We start from the raw sequence: 22,012 nt of genomic DNA on the forward strand, positions 1-22,012 counted from the left end.
GCGGTGGTCCCACCTGACCCCATGCCGAACTCAGAAGTGAAACGCCGTAGCGCCGATGGTAGTGTGGGGTCTCCCCATGCGAGAGTAGGACACTGCCAGGCATCAAACAAAACAAAAAGCCTCATGCGAAAGCATGGGGCTTTTTGTTTTATCATGAAGAAAATTTAACGTAGTTTCATCTAGTTACACCCTACTATTTAGCCTCCGTCACAAAATTCACGTTTAACTCCCTGTTTTGTCAGTTATGTTTAGCCTGTTATCAGGATTTATTGTTAACTAAAAACCAACAATTAAGAAACAATTAACTGACAATACATCGGCTTAGATTGCTGAGTTAGCGCGGAGAAACACAATGGTAGAAACCACCTTGATTATTGATAATAAGGAAAACGCCGATCTGGCGGCACAAGATAAAAAGAAGCGGATTTTCGCTATTGTTGGAGCTTCATCAGGGAACCTGGTGGAGTGGTTTGATTTTTACGTTTACTCTTTTTGCTCAATCTATTTTGCTGCCTTATTCTTCCCTGCAGGCAACAGCACGACACAGCTGTTGCAGACTGCGGGCGTTTTCGCTGCCGGTTTCTTTATGCGGCCCATCGGAGGTTGGCTGTTTGGCTATATTGCCGATCGACACGGCCGAAAGAACTCGATGTTGATATCGGTCTGCATGATGTGTGCCGGCTCGCTGGCGATCGCCTGTTTGCCGACCTATGAGGCGATCGGTAGCTGGGCTCCGGCCTTGTTGTTGATTGCCAGACTGTTTCAGGGGCTGTCAGTTGGCGGTGAATATGGAACCAGCGCTACTTATATGAGTGAGGTAGCGGTGAAGGGGAAGCGAGGTTTTTATGCTTCCTTCCAATATGTAACGCTGATTGGCGGTCAACTGTTGGCGTTGTTGGTTCTGGTGGGATTGCAGCAGATCCTTTCCACTGAAGAGTTAAAAGCCTGGGGTTGGCGCATTCCGTTCGCTCTGGGGGCCGCGTTGGCGGTCGTTGCTTTGTTTCTGCGCCGTTCGCTGAATGAAACGTCCAATGAGAAAACCCGTAGTCATAAAGATGCCGGCTCGCTGAAAGGGCTGTGGAAAAACCGTAAAGCATTCTTGATGGTGCTGGGTTTTACCGCCGGTGGTTCGCTGAGCTTTTATACCTTCACCACCTACATGCAGAAATACCTGGTCAATACTACCGGCCTAGACGCCAAATTAGCCAGCGTCATCATGACCGCCGCGTTGTTCATTTACATGCTGCTGCAACCGCTGATCGGGGCATTATCAGATAAGATTGGCCGCCGCAGCTCAATGCTGATTTTTACCTCGCTGGCGACTTTGCTGACGGTGCCAATTCTGTTCACCCTGAAAAGTGTTACCAGCCCCTATGCGGCATTCGGCCTGATCGTGCTGGCGTTGTTTATCGTCAGTTTCTACACCTCAATTAGCGGGCTATTGAAAGCAGAGATGTTTCCTGCAGAAGTGCGAGCATTAGGGGTAGGCCTGTCTTATGCGGTAGCTAATGCCATGTTTGGCGGTTCAGCTGAATATGTTGCGCTGTCGCTGAAGTCCTTTGGGGTGGAGCATGCGTTCTTTTGGTATGTCTCCGCGATGTGTTTGCTGGCACTGTTCGTGTCGTTAAAACTGCACCGTAAGGATAAAGAGATCGAGCTGTAAGTTAGCGGGCGATGTGGTACAGGCTGTAGCCAGTGGCTGCGCCAGCCACATCCCAGGCAAAATCTTTCCAGCTCCAGCCGGTCCCGCCTGCGCGGCTATCATACAGTTCTTTGGCAGCGCCAATGCCGATAGAGAATGTCAGACCAAAGCTGCGGCTGCGGGCTTCATTCCAGTTTTGACGATCGCCATAGGCGGCTCCGGCAGCAGCCAGGGCGGCAGAGGCAACAAAATGCTGAGCTTTGTCTTTCCCGGTCCAGCGATCATTGGCCATGTGCGTACAGCCGCTGATGAATAGCAACCCTGGGAGCAGAATAAGCAGACGGAGTAGGCGCATAGTGAAAGCATCCTGTTGCACTGGGGACAAAAAAGCCCGGCATCTATACCGGGCTGTGCTGAAAATCATTATAACGAGGCTAGAGTATACGGCTAATCAATCTATCAATGCGGATACGGCGCAAGCGGCGGATCAGTTTGCGCACTTTAACCGGATACTGCTGGATACTCTGTAGATCGGCATAGTTATCGACTACTGTGGTATGTGTGCGGATCGTTTCCAGCTCTTTGTGACGCTGCTCGCGCATTTCCTGCTTAGGATCGTGGATCAGGATGGCATTCTCCAGATCCAGCCGCCAGGCGCGCGGATTAAGATTGTTACCCGTGATCAACTGCCATTGGTCATCGACCCACATCCCCTTCAGGTGATAACTGTTATCCCCGTCTTTCCACAGGCGCACAATCAGCTGGCCGGTATCGACATAGCGCTGCAGGCGGCTCAGAAAGCGGCGCAGGTTGATTTCATACAGATAGGGCAATGCGCCGATAATCTTGAACGGCTGATCTTCAGGAATGTAGAAGTCGTTAGCGGTTTTGTCGCCCACGATGATTTCAACCTGTTTCCCTTGGCGTAACAGATAGATGATATTGCGCACTAACAAGGCTGGCAGGTTGAAGTAAGGCGTACACAGCGTCAGCTTCTGATCGGCACTGGCCATCAGATGGTGGATCGTTTTATTCAGTATGCTCTGTTTACCCAGCCCGACCAGCGGAGTTACCGCCAGTTCATCATTGCCGGCTTTACCACGAAACTCATAGCTGGCACGGCGCAACGCAAAGCGAAACATGCGGGTTTCGTTCTTGATTTCCGGGCTTTTGGGGCGATCGTCACGGTCAAGGCGCTGTACGGCACCGGCGATCAGCAGGTGTTGCTTGATGTAATCGATCAGGGTATCAGCCAGTACGGCGTTAGTGATTAACTGGTAGCGATCGTAACGGTACTTCTCGTGCTGATGCAGATAGACATCATTAATGCTGGCACCGCTGTAAATGACGGTATCGTCGATCACGAAACCTTTCAGATGCAACACGCCCAAGGCTTCACGGGTATTGACCGGAACGCCGTAAACCGGAACTGAAAGCTGTGGATGCTGCGCCGCCATCGCACAATACCAATCCGCATTGGTATTGGTGGCTTCTGCGCCGATACGCCCACGCTGAGCGCGATGCCAGTCCACCAGAACGCAAATTTCCAGCTCCGGGCGCTGCTGCTTGGCCTGATAAAGTGCCTCAAGGATATCGCGACCTGCATCGTCATGCTCCAGATAGAGCGCAACCAGATAAATACGCGTTGTGGCATTAGCGATCGCTTCCAGCAGCGTCGTGCGGAAATCAGACGGCGCATAAAGGGTACGGACATCAGCAACCGTCTGGGGGAGTTTGGGCAGTTGTGCAAGGTGTTGTTGATGTTTACTACGTTTGAATTTTGACAACATCACAGTGCGCTTCTTCTCTCATGTTTGGATGGCCGGAACGCCATTCGTATTAAAACCGTCATTCGAATAACCGGGGATAATACCACTACTTGCCCAACCGCGCGTATTTTTTGGCGGTAAGTGGTGGATTCGTAGCGCATTGCGACAGAGATCACTGCGTCACAGCGGCCTGTAGCGGCAGGGCTAAATTGACAATGCCTTCGTCAATTTGAATATCGACCGCAAAGCCAAGCTTTTGCGCAAGCGTGACCATACCACGGTTGTTGGGCATTGTAATCCCGATCAGGCGAGTCAGACCGCGCATGCGGGCATAGCCGATCAACTTCAGCATCAACTGCCTGCCAAGGCCCAATCCTTTCAGATCGGAACGCACCAGCACGGCGAATTCAGCATCGGTATTATCCGGATCGGAGAGCGCGCGGGTGACGCCGATAATCTCTTCACCGTTACGCACGGCAACGAAAGCCATCTCACGATCGTAGTCGATTTGCGTCATATTAGCCAAATCGTCGTGGGTAAACTCGTTGATCTCACTGAAGTAGCGGTAGTAGAGATCTTCTTTGGTGACATGATCGATAAAATGCTTCAGCGCAGGTTCATCTTCCGGCAGGATCGGGCGGAACAGGCATTGTGAGCCATCTTTCAGTGTGATGGTTTCTTCCAATTCATGAGGATACGGGCGGATAGCCAGCCGTGCCTGCGGATCGCCGCTGAAAGGTGCGAGCTGCATTGACACATCCAGCAGGGTGAATTCATGGCCGGAAGCCAGCACCGGGTGAATATCCAGGCGCGAGATCTGCGGGCAATCCAGGATCAGGTTAGAAACCTGCACCAGCAGGCGGCTTAAGCCGGGGATGTCGAGTGGGCGCAACGCACTGCGGCTGCGGATTTTGCCGCCCTTCACCGCCTGCAGTACCAGATAGCGCGCCAGCGCCATATTTAACGGCGGCAGTGCGACGGCCACCTGATTTTCCTGCCGCCATTCGACCCCGCCTTCCCCGAGCATAATCAGCGGCCCAAAGATGGCGTCTTGTTCTACGGCAATATGTAGCTCCTGCGCTCCGGCCCGGTTGGCCATGCTTTGCACCAATAGCCCGTGAATACGCGCCTGCGGGTAAGTGCGTTTTACCCGATCGAGGATCGCTTCTGCCGCGCGCTGCACTTCGATGGCGGTGCGCAGATAAAGCATCACGCCCTGCACCTCGGATTTGTGTGGAATATCGGGCGAGCGCAGCTTCAGCGCTACCGGATAACCAATCTGCTCGGCAATGTGCACGGCTTCAGCGCTGTCACTGGCAATCCAGGTTGGCAATGTGCTGAGGCCGTAAGCTTGCAGGATAGGCTGAACCTCGTGGGTATCGAGCTGGGTAGCGCCTTCTGCCAGTGCCCGATCGATCAAGCGGTGAGCATCAGCGGTATTGGCGGTGAGCCCCACGGGCAGCGCCGGCGTTTCTTTTAACTGTTTCTGGTTGCGGCGGTATTCCACCATATGCATAAAAGCGGTGACGGCGCCTTCAGGGGTACGGTAAGTAGGGATCCCGGCTTCGGTAAACTGGCGGCGGGCTTCCTGCGAGGAATACTCCCCACACCAGTTGGTCAGCAGCGTAATGCGTTTACCGCGCGGGTGTTGGCGTATGGCCTCGATCAGCCGTTCGGCGGTTTCAGTGCCTGGTGACGCCGCACTAGGGGCGTGGATCAACAGCAGCGCATCATAATCATGGCTATCAAGTAATGGCTGCAGCGCTGCCAGATAACGCTGCGGCGTAGCGTCATCACGCAGGTCGATCGGGTTGCTGGCCTGGATAAATTCCGGCAGGGCTGCTTTGAGTTTTTCCTGCGTCTCTTCCGTCAACACCGCCAGCTTGCCATTACGGCTCAGCAACTCGTCCAGCGCCATGGCGGCGGGGGCGGCACCATTACTGAGAACCAGCAGCCGTTCGCCGCGCAGTGGATGCATATGGCTTAGGGTTTCCACGGCGGAAAACAGTTCATGGGTATCCTGCACGCGCAGCAAACCGGCGCGCTGGATCGCGGCATCATAGGCCGCATCCAGCCCTTGCTGGCTGTTGAGCAGCTGCTGCGCCTGCTGGCTGCGGCCGCTCTTGATCACCAGGATTGGCTTATTGCGCGAGGCACTGCGCGAAGCCGAAAGGAAGCGCCGCGCATCGCTGATATTTTCCAGGTACAACAAAATGGCGCTGGTCTTGCTGTCGCGCGCCAGAAAGTCGAGCAGATCGTCGACGTCGATATCCAGGCTGTCACCCAGCGCGATGAAATAAGAGAAGCCAACCTCTCGCTGTTGCGCCCAGTCTAAAACGGTATTGGCCACGGCGGCGGACTGGGAGATAAACGCCAGTTTACCTTTCTGAATCGGAACCGGAGAGAAACTGGCATTGATGCCTTGCCAGGGTGCTAGCAGGCCCAGGCTGTTTGGCCCGAGCAGCCGCATCGAATAACGCTGTGCGGTGGCTTTGAGTTCGGCAAATTGCTGATGCGGGGCCGAGAGCACTATCGCGGCTTTGCACCCGCGCTTACCCAGCGCCTCGATCAAGGACAGATTACGCTGAGCGTTAACGCACAGCACGGCCAGATCGGGTGTGAGCGGCAGGCTGGTGACATCGGGATAGGCCATGACGCCACATACGGCTTTGTAACGGGGCGTCACCGGTAAAATCGGGCCGGTAAAGCCACCGGCTAACAGGTTGCGCATCATCAGATAACCCGCGCGATTGGGCTGTTGTGAAGCGCCGATAACGGCAATCGATTTGGGACGTAACAGTGCTTCTAACCCTCGCTGGCTCATATGCGGCTCCCGATATCCCCTGGCTTTTTGCGTATAGACGACTTATTGCCTGATTTTAGGCGCTTTGTGGCAGGTTTGCTGTGACCGGTGCCTCTGAGCGGCAAGCTTTCCCCGCCAGATATTGCGCGCGGAAGTAATTGAAATGTTGAGCAAGCCCGGCAGCGGCCTGTTCGTCTCCTGCCTGTTGCAGCAGCGCCGCCGCCACTTCGGCGGTGCAGTGCTGTTCGGTGCGGCTGGCTTCACGCAGTTGATAACCGGAGGCCGCCAGCACGTTCAGCGAGAAGACCGGGAACTGATTCAGATACGGGCTTTTGCGGAACATTTTGCGTGCTTCTGCCCAGGTTCCATCGAGCATGATAAATAAAGGGGGCTTTCCACCGCGGGGCAATTCACTGAATACCGGGCGATCGGCATCGGCATAAGAGGCCGGGAATACCACGTAAGGCTGGCGTTCGGGATCGTTAATCGCCTCAAGTAACCCGGGATCGACGTCGGTACGTGACCAGAGGAATGCCTGGGTATCTGGCAGGATATCGGCGATCAGGCGGCCAGTATTGCTGGGCTTGAGCGGCTCGGTGCCGAACATAATCAGGCAGAAGCGGCTGCCAGCCAACTGGGGTTTAATGGTGGCACACAGGCAGTTCTGCTGTGGTAACAGGCAATGTTGACAACGCACCGCGCGACAACCACGGGCGCGAAATGGGCGGGTAGCATTGGCTAAACGAAATTGGCGCAGGCGAAGTACGGCGTTGTCGGTCATAACGATCCTGAGAAAAACCGCTATTGTAGCGCAGAAAAAAGCCCGGCGGGAGAGCAGCTCGGGCTTTAACAGGTGCGCTAAACGGGAGGCGGCGCAGCCAGGCTTTTTACGTTAAACTAAGTCGTTGAGCCAGTTATCAAAGGGCGCTTTTGGCATGGCGCCGTTGAGCATGTCGACCATTTTGCCTTCACGGAACATCATGATGGTGGGAATGCTGCGGATGTGGAAACGAGCGCCCAGTTCGGGTTCGGCCTCGGTGTTGATCTTCACAAAGCGCACCTTACCGGCTCGTTCTTTGGCCACGGTTTCAAAAATGGGCGCAAAACTGCGGCACGGGCCACACCAGGGGGCCCAGAAATCAACCACTACTGGCAGATCATCCTGTAACAGGTGGTCAAGCGTCGCGGCAGTGGCGTTAATCACTTCGCCGCTAAACAGTTGATGGCCACAGCGGCCACATTTGGCGCCATCGGCCAGGCGCTCTTCAGGGACGCGGTTGATGGCATTACACGCTGCACAAACTGTATTCATGGTGACCTCGGGTGCTCCAAGTACGTTGGATATAGGTATCTTTAATGCTGCTTATTATCGGTAAAAGTGGCGCATTGAACAAAGTGATTTGTTCGATGAGTGTGATAGTTGCTGGCTTTTGTGCAAGTTGGTGGCTTAGCGTACCAACATCAGGTAATCTTCGCGCCCTGCGCGTTGGTGGAGAAGACAATGAACGATTCATTTAGTGGCAAGAACGGTAAGGTCAAAGTGATGTACGTCCGCAGTGACGATGACAGCGGCGACAACCGTAACAAGAATAAGCGTCCGGACGGCAAAGGCCGCCCTGACAATGCACGCACGGGTGGCCGCTCCGCTCAGGATAAATCACGTAGCAATGACCGCCGTGGTGCTGATTCCCGCCGCAGTGAAAGCGATCGTCCTCGTCGCCCGGCGCGTACTGAAGATCGGGGTGGTTATGATTCTCCGTGGAAAACCGTGTCCCGTGGCCCGGAAGACGAACCGGCGTTTGATCACGGTGGCATCAGCGGCAAAAGCTTTATCGATCCCGAGCAGTTGCGCCGCCAGCGTGCTGAAGAAACCCGCGTTTACGGTGAGAATGCCTGTAAAGCGCTGTTCGCCAGCCGCCCGGACGCCATCGTGCGTGCCTGGTTCGTGCAGTCGGTTACGCCGCGTTTTCGCGAAGCGCTGCGCTGGATGGCAGCTAACCGCAAGGCTTACCACGTGGTGGACGAAGAAGAGCTGGCGAAAGCTTCCGGTACTGAACACCACGGCGGCGTGTGCTTCCTGATCAAAAAACGTCAGGGCCTGGATGCGCAGACCTATCTGCAAAATGCACCGGCAAAAGATTGTGTGCTGGCGCTGGAAGAAGTGGGCAACCCGCATAACCTGGGGGCGATCGTGCGCTCCTGTGCGCATTTCGGTGTTAACGCGGTGATGCTGCAGGATCCGGCTTTGCTGGAATCGGGCGCGGCGGTGCGTACCGCTGAAGGCGGCGCAGAGCATATCAAGGCGATCAACGCCGACGATTTTCTCTCGGTATTGGATACCTTCCGCAAGGCGGGCTACACCATTGTCACCACCTCCAGTCATAAAGGCACCGCACTGGCACAGGCCAAACTGCCTGCCAAGATGGTGCTGGTATTAGGGCAGGAGCGCGATGGCCTGAGTGACAGCGCCTGGCAGCAGGGGGATATGAGCGTATCGATTGGCGGTACGGGTAAGGTCGAAAGCCTGAACGTCTCGGTAGCGACCGGCATTCTGCTGGCCGATTGGTGGCGTCAGAATCAGGCGTGATTTAAATACGCAGGATAAAACGGGCGCCTGTAAGCGCCCGTTTAGTTTTGTGCGATCAGTGAGCGCCGCCACCGCCACCGCCGGAACTGAACGGTGGTTTAGCGAACCACACCAGCGCCAGCAGGATCAGGAACACCCCGGCAGACAGCCAGAAAATCTCGTTGGCTGAGATAATCAGCCCCTGCGCAGTGATCTCATTGGCGATATACGCCGAAGCCTGTTGTTTACTCATCCCGAGCTGTTCAAGCTTGGTATACATCTCCTGTGACTGTGGGTTGAACGGGTTCACAAACTCCGTCAGATGCGCATGGTGCATCGATTCACGCTGGGTCCACAAGGTGGTGGTGATCGAAGTACCGATAGAACCCGCCAGCGTACGGAGGAAGTTCGACAGGCTCGACGCGGCAGCAATGCGATCGGGCGGCAACCCAGACAGGGTGATGGTGGTCAGCGGCATAAAGAAGCAGGCAATGGCAAAGCCCTGCACAAACTGTGGCCATGCCGATGCACCAAAATCCATCCCCGGTTCAAACGTATAGGCGCGCCAGTAGAAGCACACGGCATACATAATGAAGCTGAAGGTCACTAGGCGGCGCATGTCCAACCGGTTACCGAAACGGCCAATAATCGGCGACAGCAGCACCGGGATAAGCCCCACCGGCGCGGAGGCCAAACCTGCCCAGGTGGCGGTGTAGCCATACACCTCCTGCAGCAACTGTGGCAACAGTACGATCGCGCCGAAATACAGCATGTACGCCAGGCTGATACACAGACAGCCAATGGTAAAGTTGCGCGATTTGAACAATGACAAATCCACCACCGGATGATCGTCGGTCAGTTCCCACACCACCAGGAACACCAGCGCAACCACGGCTACCACCGTCAGGACGATAATTTCCGTCGAGCTAAACCAGTCCAGCTCTTTGCCCTGATCGAGCATAATTTGCAGCGAACCGATCCCCACCACTAACAGAACCAGCCCGACGGTATCGATCGGCTTGATCTCGGTTTTGGTTTCCCGGCCTTTCAGCGTTGACATCGCCACCAGGATGACAAACAGCCCGATGGGAATGTTGATAAAGAAGATCCAGCCCCAGTGATAGTTATCACTGATATACCCACCCAGAATCGGCCCGAAGATCGGCGCGACGATCACGGTCATTGACCACAGCGCCAAGGCCATCGATCGCTTGGCGGGAGGGTAGTTGTTCAGCAACAAACTTTGCGACAGCGGGATCAACGGCCCGGCCACCAGCCCTTGGATCACGCGGAAGAAGATCAGCATGCCCAGGCTGTTGGAGATACCACACAGCCAGGAGGCGAGGGCAAACAGCGCCGTGGACCACAGGAACAGGCGCACTTCGCCGATACGCTTTGCCAACCAACCGGTGATCGGAATGGAGATGGCGTTTGCCACCCCAAACGAGGTGATCACCCAGGTTCCCTGTGAGGTGGAAGACCCGAGGTTACCGGCGATGGTCGGTATTGCAACGTTGGCAATGGTGGAATCCAGCACCTGCATAAAGGTCGCCATGGCGAGGGCGATCGTCATCCAGGCAAGCTGGGCACCTTCAAGCGGTTTTTGTGCCAAGGTAGCCTCCCGCGCGCTTAACCTGCGTTTGCATGGATCACATCGGCGATCATTTGGTTAACCGGTGCCAGGTCCAGCATCAGTGCGCTGGTTTCATACAGCGGCTGCTCACGCACCACGTTGGAGAGTATCCGCCCATCGCGGTTACTGGTATCAATGGTGACCAAGGTCGAAAGGCCGATCCGCAGCGGATGCTCAGCAATCTGCTTGGGATCCAGCTCAATACGTACCGGTAACCGCTGTACCACCTTGATCCAGTTACCGGTGGCGTTTTGCGCGGGCAGCAGCGAGAAGGCGCTGCCGGTGCCCATATCGATGCCCACCACTTTGCCCTTGAACACCACGTCACTGCCGTATACGTCGCTGACCACGGTAGCCGGTTGACCAATGCGCATATTGGCGATTTGAGTTTCTTTAAAGTTGGCGTCCACCCAGAGGTGATCGGCCGGAACCACCGCCATCAACGGCGTGCCTGGTGAGATCTGTGCGCCGACCTGCACGCTGCGGCGTGAGACAAAGCCGGTAATCGGGCTGATCACGCGGGTGCGTTGCAGCGCCATCCAGGCATCACGCATCTGCGCGGCGGCTTGCAGAATCGCGGGTTGCTTCGCCAGTGGGGTATTCAGCACCATGGCCTGGTTAGCGTTATATTGCTGTACCGCCACTTCCAGCGTGGCTTTGGCGCTGTCTACGGCTTCGCGGGCGTGCTGCAACTCTTCCCGGCCAATCGCATCAACGCTGCCCAGCACCACGCGGCGCTTGAGATCGTTTTCTGCCTTGCTCAGTTCAGACTTGCGCAGCGCAATGTTGGCCTGATACTGCTTGCTGTTAACCACCAACTGATGCGTCTGGCGCACGCTGTTGGCCAGCGCGGTTTTGGCGCGCTCAAATGCCTGTTCGGCATCGGTAGGATCGAGCGTCAGCAGCACGTCCCCTTTCTGCACGAAATCGGTGTTGTCGAAGGTGACGCTGTTTACGCTACCGGACACCTGCGCCATGATTTGTACCTGGTTACCGGCGACATAGGCGTTATCCGTTTCCTGATGGTGACGCAGCACCAGGAACCAATACACGAAATAGGCCGCTCCAATAACGATAAAAATAACCGTCAGCAACAGCAGCCAAAATTTACGCTGCTTCTTTTTGCCTTTCGGTTGCTGCGAGGGTTGAATCTCCGCGCTTGCACTCATGGTGTTCTCCACGCTCTCTATTTATAGGTATTTACTAGGCTTTCGAATCCGTCGCCGGGGCCTGATAACCCCCTCCTAACGCACGAACCAACCCTATCTTCGCCTGCATCAGATTGCTGCTGGCACTCAGTTCCGCCTGCTGCTGCTGTAATAGCTGCGTCTGGTTGGTCAACAGTTCGTCACGCCCGATAATCCCTGCCTGGTATTTGGCGTTAGCGACGCGGTACACCTGCTGCATGGATTGGGAAGCCGAAGCCGCCTGCTGCAGTTGCTTGGCACTGCTTTGCTGGACGGTAATGGCATCGGCCGTCTCCTGTACCGCATTCAGGATAGTTTGGTTATAGGATTCCACTGCTTCATCATAGAGTGCAGATTCCTCACCCAGCTTGCTGCGCAGCGCACCGGCGTGGAAGATCGGCAAAGAGATCGCCGGAATCACACTCCAGGCCTGGCTTGCCGCTTCCAGCAGATTCGGGCTGGTGCCACCGACATGGGTGGTATTCAAACCGGCGAAGGCTGAAATCGACAGGCTGGGGTAAAACTCTTTACGCGCCGCACTGACGCGCTGGTCGTATGACTCCACCAGTTGGCGCTGTGCCGCAATGTCCGGGCGTTTACCCAGCAAATCGGCGGTCAGTTCACCTTGCGGCGCCAACAGTTGTTCTGCGGGTAGGGCGACCGGATGCAGAGACTGCATCGCGTGCGGGCCCTGGCCGGCCAAGGCCGCCAGTTGGTGCTTCAACTGTTCAATCTGCGACTGCAACTGGATGATCTGCTGCCGGGTACCCTCGGCCTGCGCCAAGGTCTGTTGCGGAATATCAACGCCGTAGATCCCGGCTTTGTATTGCTGCTGGCGCAGATCGGCCAAGCGCTGGTGGTTGTCTACTTCCTGTTGCAGCACTTTTTCCAGTGCATAATTGGCCTGCAACTGATAATAGGCCGAGGCTACCGAACTGGTGAGCGTCAGTGCCGCCTGCGCCTGTTCGGCGCGTGCGGCATCAACCTGAGCTTTTGCCGCGTTCACCTGATTGCGATATTTACCCCACCAGTCGAATTCATAGGCTAGATTCAGGCCCAGTGAATTATTGGTTTCATAAATCGGTGATGTCGGGTAGCCAAAGCCCTGGTTGGTGTTTTGGGAAATGCGCATGCGATCGCTACTGGCTTTGAGATCCAGATATGGGCCGTTGGCAGCGCTGGCTTCACCTACCAGGCTCTGGGCTTCACGCACGCGGGCAGCCGCTTGCTTGAGCGACGGTGAGCTTTGCAGCGTCTGGGCCATCAGTGCATCAAGCTGTGGATCGTTCAGCGCGCGCCACCACTGCGGGCTAACGGCCAGTGAGCTGGCCTTAGGCTGCGCAAGCTGCAGGTGTTGCGGATCCATCAGTTTGGATTGCGGGGCAATATTCTCGGTAGATGCACATCCCGCCAGCAGTAAAACAGCGCACAGCGGGGTGAATCTCCAGTTTAACGGGGATCGCATAGATAAATTACCTGAACAGAAATTATTGTGATAACTGTTCTGAAACTTCCATCTGATCCAGGCGGGCCAAGAGTTTGCGCGTCAGTTTTTCAAGCTGCTGCTGCTCTTCGTCATTCAGCGTGGACCACAGGAAATGCAGACATTGGTGCTGCGGGGGCAGCAACTGGGCGATAAACGCCTCTCCGGCTGGGGTCAGGTGCAGGTGCAGGCACCGACGGTCATTGTCGCTTTCCCGGCGTTCAATCCAACCGCGTTTCTCCAGTTCATCGGCAATGCGGGTCGCATTAGTGCGCGAAGAACCCAAGGCTGAGCTTAGCTCAGAAGGCTGAATACTGTGGTTTTCTTGCGCATCCAGCGTAATGAGTGCCATAAACAAGGTTTCGTTGATTCCCTGTGCTTTCAGCATTTTATTGCGATTTTCCAGCAATTTGCTTTGCATGTGCATGCAAAGGCGGGTCAGCAGAATTTCCTGATAAGGGAAGTTTGCCTGGCGCTTGGCGCGGAAATTAAGCATTTGTTCTATGGGAGCAAACGAACTTTCCATAATCTTTAGCCTCATTAATTTCGTTCGGTATAGTAACGAGAGTGATTAATAATGTAAATCTTCAGCAAGGGGAATAATTTAGCAATTCGTGTCATTTGTAAGCCGTTTGTAAATGAATAACATGACAAACTATATGGCTTTGTGTGTGGCGACACATATTGAGTTTTCTCGCTTGGTTGAGATACATAAGATTTATTTACTTACTGTAGATTGGTTCCGCAGCGATCTGTATCTGTATTGACGGAGAGAGTAAAACAGGAACAGAAAGCTGTAATAACAGAGTTTTGCATGAGTATTCGGGTCACAGAATATATCCGTTATCCCTTAATATGCGCCGATGGGCTTGTTTTCACTCCATTTAACGGAGTGAAAACTCATTGAGATTTACTCAATTGCCACCGACCTGCATTTTGAAGGTTATCGGGTATAGGGATACTAATCATTTATCCCGATAACAATACCAGAGAGTTAGTAGGGTTTATACTCTCCGCATTCTAATAGATAACAAAAAAAACTATATGTTTGCTAACTAAGAAATTACCGAACCCTGTGGATCATGGCGTTTACCTTGCCACCAGGTCAGCAGGTTCAGCAGGCATAAAATACCACCAATCGCCGCAACGCCGTTCCAGCCCGCATGTTGGTAAGCGCTGGCAGAAAGTACGGAACCCACAGCCCCACCAATGAAATAGCTGGTCATATAGCCTGCGGTCAGGCGGTTGCGCGCTTCCGGCATAATGCGGTAAATCACGCTCTGGTTAGTGACATGCACGGCCTGTACTGCCAGATCGAGCACCAAAATACCGACAATCAAGGCCCACAGTGAGTGCTTCGCCAGCGCAATCGGGATCCAGGACAGCAGCAACAGAATCAGGCCAACGCTGGTGGTCAGCCCCGCCTTGCCTTTATCCGCCAGGTGCCCGGCGCGTGACGCCGCCAGCGCACCGGCGGCACCGACCAGGCCGAACAAGCCAATCACCCCTTCGGAATAATTGAACGGTGGTGCGGCCAGCAGGAATGCCATGGAAGTCCATAAGATGCTGAAGTTGGCGAATGACAGGGCACCGATAATGGCGCGGGTGCGCAACAGCGGTGTGAAGCAGAACAGCGAGAAGATGGATTTTAGCAACTGCGGGTAATTCAGGCCGGAATGCAGTTTATAGCGCGGCAGGGCGCGCCATAGGATCAGCGCCATCAGGATCATCAGCACGCTGGCAACCCAGTAAATGGTGCGCCAACCGCCGATGGCTGCCAGCGCTCCGGCAACGGTCCGCGCCAGCAGGATCCCCAGTAACAGGCCGCTCATGATAATGCCGACGGTTTTACCGCGTTTCTCCGGGCGGGCCAGCGTGGCGGCCAGGGGCACCAGCAACTGCGCCACCACCGAGAATAGCCCGGTGAGGGCGGTGCCGAGGATCATCATGGATAAGGTGCTGGAAAGCGCGGTAATCAGCATGCCACCGGCGGCCAGCAGCGTCATAAATACGATCAGCCCGCGGCGTTCAAACATATCACCGAGCGGTACCAGAAACAGCAGGCCGACCGCATAGCCAAGCTGTGCGGCGGTAACGATAAACCCAGCCTGATTAACCGACAGGCTAAAGCTCTGCGCAATGGTTTCCAGCAATGGTTGAGCATAGTAATTGCTGGCGACGGCCAGGCCGGTAGCCATGGCAATGATAAGGGTTAATGCCGGGCTCAGGCCCTGATTTTCGGTGTGCGGCTTCATCAGTATGCAGTTAAAAGAATATTCAGTGGTGCAGAGTATCGTGCAAGGCAGGTTGTTAAAACAATGTTTAATTCTAGCTGATTCCAAAACCGCATAACGGTTTGGGCTGTTTATCTACAGTGGAAAGGGCGCAGCGTGCTGCGCCCGCTGTAATATTATGGCTTTGCCGCTTCTGCGGCGGTTTTCACCCAGCCATCGAAGGTTGCCTGGTGGGCCTTGATCCAGCCATTGACGTGATTCTGAATGTCAGCCTGTGAAGACTGGCCTTCATGCATCCGCAAGTTCTGCGCATTCACGTCGGCAATCGGTAGTTTCATGATGGAGAACAGCTTAGCCGCCGCCGGGTTGGCCTGTGCCCACGGCTTGTTGGCCGCAATCCGCATGTTATTGACCGGGAAACCATAGTTGGCGCCGTTAGGCAGCTTGGTATCGATGTTTTTCTGCTCACCCGGCAGCGACGAGAAGGGCACCTGCAGCCAAACCACATCGCGGCCTGGCACCAGCACATCGCTGACCCAGTAAGGCGTCCAGGTGTAGTACAGCACCGGTTTGCCTTCTTTAAAACGGGTAATGGTATCGGCAATGATCGCGGCATAGTTACCCTGATTATGCTCAACGGTGTTACTCAGGCCATAAGCTTTAATATGATGGTTAATCATTGCCTCACAGCCCCAGCCTGGTGTACAGCCGGTCAGATCCGCCTTGCCGTCACCGTTGGTATCAAACAGCTTGGCAATTTTCGCGTCTTTTAGCTGCTCGACGTTGGTGATGTGATACTGGTCGGCGGTTTTTTTGTCGATCAGGTAACCCTGCGCGGCACCGCTAACGTAAACCCCTTCACGATAGAACTTGTCGTCGCCCCCGGCTGAACGGTACTGATCGGCCTGTAGCGGATCCCAGTTCACCGCGATAAAGGTGGCATCGCCAGACGCGATGGAGGTGTAAGCCACGTTGTAATCCACCTCACGGGGTTCTTTTACCTCATAGCCGAGTTTTTCCAGCGCTTTGCTGACCAGCAACGTCTGGAAGGTTTCTTCAGAAATGGTGCTTTGTACCGGTTGTACCACAATACCTTTTCCCGGCAAATCAGCAGCGGAGGCAACCTGTGAGCCAATCAGTGTGGTAAGGGCAATGGCCCAGATTCCTGTGGTGCGCATAGTTATTCCTCTCGTTTTTTGATAGCCCGCCGGGGCAAAGCGCCACCGACGGTAAAGACAATAAGACAGACGGTTGAGTCAGGCTTTTTTGATAAACGGACGCGTCATCAGCCCGATAGGGCCGTGGGCGTACCAGCGGCCGATCCCTTTGCTGCGGCGATCGCGCCCCAGCGACTGGGTAAGGCGATCGAGGATAATCGCCAGAATGACAATACCCACCCCACCGACGGCGGCCAGCCCCATATCCAGGCGGCCAATCCCGCGCAGTACCATCTGGCCCAAGCCACCGACGGCAATCATTGAAGCGATCACCACCATCGACAGCGCCAGCATCAGCGTCTGGTTAACGCCGGCCATAATGGTTGGCATCGCCAGCGGCAGTTGCACTTTAAACAGCAACTGACGTGGGCTGGCACCAAAAGATTCGGCGGCTTCGATCAGATCTTCCGGCACCTGGTTGATGCCCAGAATGGTCAGGCGCACAATCGGCGGCAGCGCGAAGATAATGGTCACTACCACTCCCGGCACGTTGCCGATACCGAACAGCATGACGATCGGCACCAGATAGACGAAAGCGGGCGTGGTCTGCATGGCGTCGAGCAGCGGCCGTATCACTTTGGCGGCGTGTTTGCTGCGCGCCAGCCAAATGCCCAACGGCAAGCCGATGAGGATGCAGAAAAACAGTGCGGTGAGCACCAGCGCCAGCGTAACCATCGCTTGCGACCAGGCACCGATCGCGCCGATGGCGACCAGCGACACCAGCGTTGCCACCCCCATCCCCAGGCTGGTGATTTGCCAGGCTATCAGCGAGAACAGCACAATAGCGATCGGGGCTGGCATGCCCAACAGCAGTTGCTGGAAACCGCTAAGGATGAAATCTACCGGTACGCGAATACCTTGGAACAGCGGGCGGAAATGCAGCACCAGCCAGCCGATGCCTTCGGTGACCCACGAATCCAAGGGGATCCAGGTGTTATGGAAAGGGTCGAGCAGGCTAAAGTGTTCCGGCTGAACCGGAGCGCTGTTCAGCCAGTCGGCGCCTTGTGCGGCCTGGTTGACGGCATCATGGGCGGCCGGTGCGCTGCTTGACCAGGGATCGCTGCTGACGGCGGCGCTGGCATCGTTGACGGTTGTGGAAGCGGTTGCCCACGGATCCTGTTGATTACTCATTCGTTGGGCCCTCTTTATCTAAAGCCTGCAACAGCATGGCCTTGGAAATGATTCCGATATAGTTGTTATTTTCCCCTACCACCGGCACGGCACAGGGGGCTTGCGCTACCAGTGAGATCAACTCACTCAGCGGCATATCCGCAGGCACGGGGAACGGGGTATCCAGCAGCGCATCGTCCAGCGTTTGCTTGGCCGCCAGCGCCTGCTTGAGCGAGTCTATCGACACCACGCCGATAAATTTCTCACCGCGTTCAACCACATAACCATAGTCACGGTCTTCCTCGCGCAGCAGCTGCAGCGCCGAGCGCGGGCCGAAACCGGGGGTTTTACGGATCAGCGTAACCGGGCGGCGTTGGGCAATATCTTTGGCGCTGAAAACGTGGCTGATATCCACGCCGCGGAAGAACGTGCGCACGTAATCATTGGCCGGATTATTTAATATTTCATCCGGTGTTCCCACCTGAATCACTTCGCCGCCTTGCATAATGGCAATACGATCGCCAATACGCATAGCTTCATCCAGATCGTGGGAAATAAACACGATAGTACGCTGATGTTTAGCCTGTAATTTGACGAGTTCATCCTGCATTTCGGCACGAATTAACGGATCAAGCGCAGAGAAGGCCTCATCCATTAACAATATATCCGGGTTATTTGCCAGCGCGCGGGCTAATCCCACTCGCTGGCGCATACCGCCAGAGAGTTCATCAGGGTAAGCGTGGGCATAATTTTCCAGCCCAACCTGGTGCAAGGCATCCAGCGCTTTTTCTTGGCGTTCCTGTAACGGTATTCCCGCTAATTCCATGCCGAAAGCGGTATTATTTAATACGTTCATATGTGGCATTAACGCGAATGATTGGAACACCATGCTGATCTTATTTCGCCGCACCGTACGTAGCGCGGTATCAGATATTTGGGCGATATCTTCACCGTCAATCAACACCTGACCGCGCGTGGGTTCTATCAGACGATTGAGAAGGCGTACCAGGGTGGATTTACCGGAACCGGAAAGCCCCATGATGACAAATATCTCGCCTTCTTCAATGGCCAGAGAGGCGTTCTTTACGCCTAATGATAACCCTGTTTTTTCCAGTAGCTGATCTTTTGTCAGGCCTCTTTTTATCAGCTTAAATGCCCGTTCCGGGTGCTCACCAAATATCTTATATAAATTCTTTACTTCGAGTTTAATTGCCATGCAAATATCTTTTTCCTGTGATGTATTATCGAGCGATAAAAATTTCCTAATAGAAAATAAGAGTGCTATATACCCTAACATACTGACAATCTGAGACAACCCTTAATGTCAATATAATGGTCGGTTGAGGGATTATGCGATGGGTTAATTAGGCTGTTTCAGGCGTGTTGATAATGCCTAATTATGGGTGTATTTCGTGGATAATGAGTCGCTGTAATTGATGGATAATATGGGCCAATTAATGCACGCAGAATAAGGCTATGCGCGCATTAATGATTAACTGAAAATCCGGCGGATTGACCGCCAGAAATCAAAGCGTCGGTTCTTCAGCGGTGGCTGAGGTGACCACCAGTTCCACCTGCTGTTGTTGCAGCAGCGTTTCCAGCGGCAGCGGCGGTGGTGCGTCGGTAAAAAGAGCCGTGACCTGGCGGGTATTGCCAATCTCTACCGCCGCAGAAGCGTGGAATTTGGTGTGATCCGCCGCCAGCAGAATATGGCGCGAATGGGCCATCATCGCTTTCACTATGCTGGACTCGTTAACATCGAATTCCAACAGATCGCCATTGGCCTCGATCGCCCCCACGCTGGTGATCAGATAATCGGCGCGAAAGCCTTCAACAAACGTCACCGCGCTGGGGCCGATAATGCCGCCGTTATTGGGGCGCAACGTGCCGCCTGGCACCATCACTTCAAACTCGGTATTTTTATACAGAATATGCGCCACCCGCAGGCTATTGGTGATAATCCGCAGGTGGCTGTGATTCATCAGCGCCCGGGCGATATGCTCAACCGTGGTGCCAATGGTGACAAACACCGTTGAGCGATCGGGAATGTAATCGGCGATCGCCTCCGCGATGGCGATTTTTTCTTCGGTATAAGAGAGCTCGCGCTGCTCAAACGCAGTGTTGACCACGCTGGAGGCGCGCCCCGCCCCGCCGTGATGGCGGGTGATCAGCCCTTGTTCACTCAGCTTGCGGATATCGCGCCGTACCGTCTGGGTTGAAACCGCCAGCAACTGGGCCAGTTCGTCGATATTCATGTAGCCGCGTTTGGCGATCAACTGAATCAGCTGATCGTGGCGCGGGTTGCCGGTAAGTTCAGTCAGACTCATGTTCAGTTCTCTTCAATATTGTCATCAGTTGATCATTTTATACAAAACTGGCCAGGAAAGAGTCTATTTGATCACAGTTGGGGATGCCCGCCCGCCCGCCGGGGCGGGTACACTTCAGTGCGGCAACTGCATTGGCGAAGCGTACCGCCTGTGCGGTATCCGGCTGCGAACCCAGCGCGACCGCCAGTGCACCGTGAAAAACGTCGCCAGCGCCGGTGGTATCCACCACCTCGACCTTAAAGCCCGGCTGATGTTTTAGCCGATCGTTTTCCAGCCAGAAACACCCTTGCTTGCCTTGAGTGACATAAACTTGTCCGTTTTTGTCATTTTTTGCTAACCGCAATCCTTTTTCTGCTCCCGTCTCCCCCGTCATGCGTGCCAGGCCTGGTTCGGAAAAGGCGGCGTGATCGGCTAACGCCACCAGCGGGCGGATATCCTGCGGTGTCACATCGGCATCCAGCAGCGTGGTCACTCCGGCGCGGCGCGCCAGCGTAAAAGCCGCCAGGGCCCCCTGATGCCAGCGCACATCCGCCAGCACCACGTCGTACTGGCTAAAGTCTATTTCGCTCAACCAGTCGGCCTCTTCTGGCAGATCCGGGCTCGGGTGATTGATGATGATCCGCTCACCCTGAGCATCCACCAGCACCGCCGACTGTGACGAACGCGCCTGCGGGTAACGGCGAGTGTAGCCGACGTTGACGCCATAGCTGGCTAATTCAGCCAGCAGCGTTTGCCCGGTAGCATCGTCACCAACGCGGCCAATAAAGTCGACTTTTGCTCCCAGTCTGGCCGCGGCGACAGCGGCGGTTGCCGCCGGGCCGCCGCCGATTTCACGGTAGTCATTGGCGACATATTTCCCGCCCCCTTGTGGCAGCTTTTCCACGTAATACAAACGGTCTTGCACCGTAATACCTACACAGGCAATGCGAGTCATGGTCTGGGTCCTCTGTTGTTGCCAAAACGGTTTGCGCCAAAAAGTGGCGGCCGATCACGATGCCACCATTTTAATTTTCTCAAATGTTAAAAGAGTGACGCATGTCAATTTTTTGACTATAAATTACAAATACGATCAAAAACAGACAAAAACGGTCTGTATTGTGACGCATAAGTTGACACAAAGCGGACAACCGTAACAAACAGGAGAGAACCATGGCACAGATCGCATTTATCGGGCTAGGGCAAATGGGAGCGCCGATGGCTAGCAACCTGATTAAACAGGGCCACCGGCTGAGCGTTTTTGATATCAGCCCAGCGGCGGTCAGCGCTTTGGTGGCGCAGGGGGCAACGGCGGCGGCCAGCCCGGCGCAGGCGACGCTGGATGCAGAATTCGTGATCACCATGCTGCCAAACGGCGATCTGGTGCGTGAGGTGCTGTTCGGTGCCGAAGGGGTGTGCAGCACGCTGTCGCCTGCGGCGCTGGTGATCGACATGTCCACCATTCATCCGCTGCAAACCGACCGGCTGATTGCCGACATGCAGGCGCGCGGTTTCAGCCTGATGGACGCCCCGGTAGGGCGCACTTCCGATCACGCTCAAGCAGGCACCTTGCTGATCCTGGCCGGTGGTACCGCCGAACAGGTACAGCGTGCTACGCCAGTGCTGATGGCGATGGGCTCGGAGTTGATCAACGCCGGTGGGCCGGGCATGGGCATCCGCGTGAAGCTGATCAACAACTACATGAGCATTGCCCTCAACGCGCTGTCGGCCGAAGCGGCGGTGCTGTGTGAAGCCTTGGGGCTGTCGTTCGACGTGGCGCTGCAAGTGATGAGCGGCACGCCAGCAGGCAAAGGGCATTTCACCACCACCTGGCCGAACAAGGTGCTGAAGGGCGATCTCAGCCCGGCATTCATGATCGACCTGGCGCACAAGGATTTAGGGATCGCGCTGGATGTCGCCAACCAGTTGCACGTTGCCATGCCGTTGGGCGCGGCGGCGCGCGAAGTATATAGCCAGGCACGCGCCAGCGGGCGCGGGCGTCAGGATTGGAGCGCCATTCTGGAGCAGGTTCGCGCGGCTTCCGGCTTGGCTGGCAAACATTAAT

The 22,012-nt window shown here is 55.2% G+C and carries 18 protein-coding genes and 1 rRNA gene; 4 read left to right on the forward strand and 15 right to left on the reverse strand.

From position 1 onward, the window contains the following. Together rrf and WG891_RS19055 are read left to right on the forward strand one after the other, a co-directional pair. Nucleotides 1–101 (forward strand): 5S ribosomal RNA (gene rrf, locus WG891_RS19050); the annotation flags it as partial. Between the two features lie 251 nt (nucleotides 102–352). After that, a complete protein-coding gene (locus tag WG891_RS19055; protein ID WP_337264156.1) occupies nucleotides 353–1,663 on the forward strand; it encodes an MFS family transporter in 1,311 nt (436 codons plus the stop codon). 1 nt (nucleotide 1,664) lies between these two features. On the opposite strand, the gene WG891_RS19060 is transcribed toward WG891_RS19055, so the two are convergent. From WG891_RS19060 to trxC, 5 genes are all read right to left on the reverse strand, one after another. Then, on the reverse strand, nucleotides 1,665–1,997 hold the full coding sequence (locus WG891_RS19060) for a YfiM family lipoprotein (RefSeq protein ID WP_337264157.1): 333 nt from the start codon (nucleotides 1,995–1,997) through the stop codon (nucleotides 1,665–1,667). 79 nt (nucleotides 1,998–2,076) lie between these two features. Beyond that, nucleotides 2,077–3,429 carry a CDP-diacylglycerol--serine O-phosphatidyltransferase gene (gene pssA / locus WG891_RS19065; RefSeq protein WP_443006196.1) on the reverse strand — a complete coding sequence of 451 codons (1,353 nt, stop codon included), beginning with the start codon at nucleotides 3,427–3,429 and terminating at the stop codon, nucleotides 2,077–2,079. Between the two features lie 154 nt (nucleotides 3,430–3,583). Beyond that, nucleotides 3,584–6,235 (reverse strand): bifunctional acetate--CoA ligase family protein/GNAT family N-acetyltransferase, encoded by a 2,652-nt coding sequence (locus WG891_RS19070; protein ID WP_337264158.1) that lies wholly within the window; start codon nucleotides 6,233–6,235, stop codon nucleotides 3,584–3,586. A 55-nt stretch (nucleotides 6,236–6,290) separates the two neighbouring features. Then, nucleotides 6,291–6,995 (reverse strand): tRNA-uridine aminocarboxypropyltransferase, encoded by a 705-nt coding sequence (locus tag WG891_RS19075; protein WP_337264159.1) that lies wholly within the window; start codon nucleotides 6,993–6,995, stop codon nucleotides 6,291–6,293. 111 nt (nucleotides 6,996–7,106) lie between these two features. Beyond that, nucleotides 7,107–7,526: a thioredoxin TrxC gene (gene trxC, locus WG891_RS19080; RefSeq protein WP_337264160.1), complete on the reverse strand. Its 420-nt coding sequence runs from the start codon at nucleotides 7,524–7,526 to the stop codon at nucleotides 7,107–7,109. A 189-nt stretch (nucleotides 7,527–7,715) separates the two neighbouring features. On the opposite strand from trxC, the gene WG891_RS19085 reads away from it, so the two are divergent. Further along, a complete protein-coding gene (locus WG891_RS19085) occupies nucleotides 7,716–8,801 on the forward strand; it encodes a tRNA/rRNA methyltransferase (protein ID WP_337264161.1) in 1,086 nt (361 codons plus the stop codon). A gap of 55 nt (nucleotides 8,802–8,856) precedes the next feature. Here the strand turns inward: WG891_RS19085 and emrB are convergent, their stop codons facing one another. From emrB to WG891_RS19135, 10 genes are all read right to left on the reverse strand, one after another. Then, nucleotides 8,857–10,392 carry a multidrug efflux MFS transporter permease subunit EmrB gene (gene emrB / locus WG891_RS19090; RefSeq protein ID WP_337264162.1) on the reverse strand — a complete coding sequence of 512 codons (1,536 nt, stop codon included), beginning with the start codon at nucleotides 10,390–10,392 and terminating at the stop codon, nucleotides 8,857–8,859. A gap of 17 nt (nucleotides 10,393–10,409) precedes the next feature. Next, complete coding sequence (gene emrA / locus WG891_RS19095) at nucleotides 10,410–11,582, reverse strand: multidrug efflux MFS transporter periplasmic adaptor subunit EmrA (protein ID WP_337264163.1); 1,173 nt, start codon at nucleotides 11,580–11,582, stop codon at nucleotides 10,410–10,412. Nucleotides 11,583–11,616: 34 nt separating this feature from the next. Then, complete coding sequence (locus tag WG891_RS19100; protein WP_337264164.1) at nucleotides 11,617–13,065, reverse strand: efflux transporter outer membrane subunit; 1,449 nt, start codon at nucleotides 13,063–13,065, stop codon at nucleotides 11,617–11,619. Nucleotides 13,066–13,087: 22 nt separating this feature from the next. Next, the gene (gene mprA, locus WG891_RS19105; protein WP_337264165.1) at nucleotides 13,088–13,609 is read right to left on the reverse strand and encodes a transcriptional repressor MprA; all 522 of its coding nucleotides are present in this window, start codon (nucleotides 13,607–13,609) and stop codon (nucleotides 13,088–13,090) included. A gap of 529 nt (nucleotides 13,610–14,138) precedes the next feature. Then, nucleotides 14,139–15,338, reverse strand: a complete 1,200-nt coding sequence (locus WG891_RS19110) for an MFS transporter (protein ID WP_337264166.1) — start codon at nucleotides 15,336–15,338, stop codon at nucleotides 14,139–14,141. A gap of 155 nt (nucleotides 15,339–15,493) precedes the next feature. Then, nucleotides 15,494–16,495 carry a glycine betaine/L-proline ABC transporter substrate-binding protein ProX gene (gene proX, locus WG891_RS19115; protein WP_337264167.1) on the reverse strand — a complete coding sequence of 334 codons (1,002 nt, stop codon included), beginning with the start codon at nucleotides 16,493–16,495 and terminating at the stop codon, nucleotides 15,494–15,496. Between the two features lie 78 nt (nucleotides 16,496–16,573). After that, entirely contained in the window at nucleotides 16,574–17,665 is a 1,092-nt protein-coding gene (proW, locus tag WG891_RS19120) for a glycine betaine/L-proline ABC transporter permease ProW (protein WP_337264168.1), read from the reverse strand. Continuing rightward, a complete protein-coding gene (gene proV, locus WG891_RS19125; RefSeq protein ID WP_337264169.1) occupies nucleotides 17,658–18,860 on the reverse strand; it encodes a glycine betaine/L-proline ABC transporter ATP-binding protein ProV in 1,203 nt (400 codons plus the stop codon). The genes proW and proV overlap by 8 nt, the downstream gene beginning before the upstream one ends. 310 nt (nucleotides 18,861–19,170) lie before the next feature. Beyond that, nucleotides 19,171–19,971 carry a DeoR/GlpR family DNA-binding transcription regulator gene (locus tag WG891_RS19130; protein ID WP_337264170.1) on the reverse strand — a complete coding sequence of 267 codons (801 nt, stop codon included), beginning with the start codon at nucleotides 19,969–19,971 and terminating at the stop codon, nucleotides 19,171–19,173. A gap of 37 nt (nucleotides 19,972–20,008) precedes the next feature. After that, entirely contained in the window at nucleotides 20,009–20,905 is an 897-nt protein-coding gene (locus WG891_RS19135; RefSeq protein ID WP_337264171.1) for a sugar kinase, read from the reverse strand. A gap of 215 nt (nucleotides 20,906–21,120) precedes the next feature. On the opposite strand from WG891_RS19135, the gene yihU reads away from it, so the two are divergent. Beyond that, nucleotides 21,121–22,011 (forward strand): sulfolactaldehyde 3-reductase, encoded by an 891-nt coding sequence (yihU, locus tag WG891_RS19140; protein ID WP_337264172.1) that lies wholly within the window; start codon nucleotides 21,121–21,123, stop codon nucleotides 22,009–22,011. The last annotated feature ends 1 nt before the right edge of the window (nucleotide 22,012 follow it).

This window comes from Serratia sp. MMO-28, assembly GCF_037199905.1.
Lineage (GTDB): Bacteria > Pseudomonadota > Gammaproteobacteria > Enterobacterales > Enterobacteriaceae > Chania > Chania oryzae.

Excerpts from the sequence above, each read along its gene's own strand:
- WG891_RS19055 (WP_337264156.1), top strand. The coding sequence starts at position 353 with ATGGTAGAAACCACCTTGATTATTGATAATAAGGAAAACGCCGATCTG.
- WG891_RS19060 (WP_337264157.1), bottom strand. The coding sequence starts at position 1,997 with ATGCGCCTACTCCGTCTGCTTATTCTGCTCCCAGGGTTGCTATTCATC.
- WG891_RS19070 (WP_337264158.1), bottom strand. The coding sequence starts at position 6,235 with ATGAGCCAGCGAGGGTTAGAAGCACTGTTACGTCCCAAATCGATTGCC.
- WG891_RS19075 (WP_337264159.1), bottom strand. The coding sequence starts at position 6,995 with ATGACCGACAACGCCGTACTTCGCCTGCGCCAATTTCGTTTAGCCAAT.
- trxC (WP_337264160.1), bottom strand. The coding sequence starts at position 7,526 with ATGAATACAGTTTGTGCAGCGTGTAATGCCATCAACCGCGTCCCTGAA.
- WG891_RS19085 (WP_337264161.1), top strand. The coding sequence starts at position 7,716 with ATGAACGATTCATTTAGTGGCAAGAACGGTAAGGTCAAAGTGATGTAC.
- emrA (WP_337264163.1), bottom strand. The coding sequence starts at position 11,582 with ATGAGTGCAAGCGCGGAGATTCAACCCTCGCAGCAACCGAAAGGCAAA.
- WG891_RS19100 (WP_337264164.1), bottom strand. The coding sequence starts at position 13,065 with ATGCGATCCCCGTTAAACTGGAGATTCACCCCGCTGTGCGCTGTTTTA.
- mprA (WP_337264165.1), bottom strand. The coding sequence starts at position 13,609 with ATGGAAAGTTCGTTTGCTCCCATAGAACAAATGCTTAATTTCCGCGCC.
- WG891_RS19110 (WP_337264166.1), bottom strand. The coding sequence starts at position 15,338 with ATGAAGCCGCACACCGAAAATCAGGGCCTGAGCCCGGCATTAACCCTT.
- proX (WP_337264167.1), bottom strand. The coding sequence starts at position 16,495 with ATGCGCACCACAGGAATCTGGGCCATTGCCCTTACCACACTGATTGGC.
- proW (WP_337264168.1), bottom strand. The coding sequence starts at position 17,665 with ATGAGTAATCAACAGGATCCGTGGGCAACCGCTTCCACAACCGTCAAC.
- proV (WP_337264169.1), bottom strand. The coding sequence starts at position 18,860 with ATGGCAATTAAACTCGAAGTAAAGAATTTATATAAGATATTTGGTGAG.
- WG891_RS19130 (WP_337264170.1), bottom strand. The coding sequence starts at position 19,971 with ATGAGTCTGACTGAACTTACCGGCAACCCGCGCCACGATCAGCTGATT.
- WG891_RS19135 (WP_337264171.1), bottom strand. The coding sequence starts at position 20,905 with ATGACTCGCATTGCCTGTGTAGGTATTACGGTGCAAGACCGTTTGTAT.
- yihU (WP_337264172.1), top strand. The coding sequence starts at position 21,121 with ATGGCACAGATCGCATTTATCGGGCTAGGGCAAATGGGAGCGCCGATG.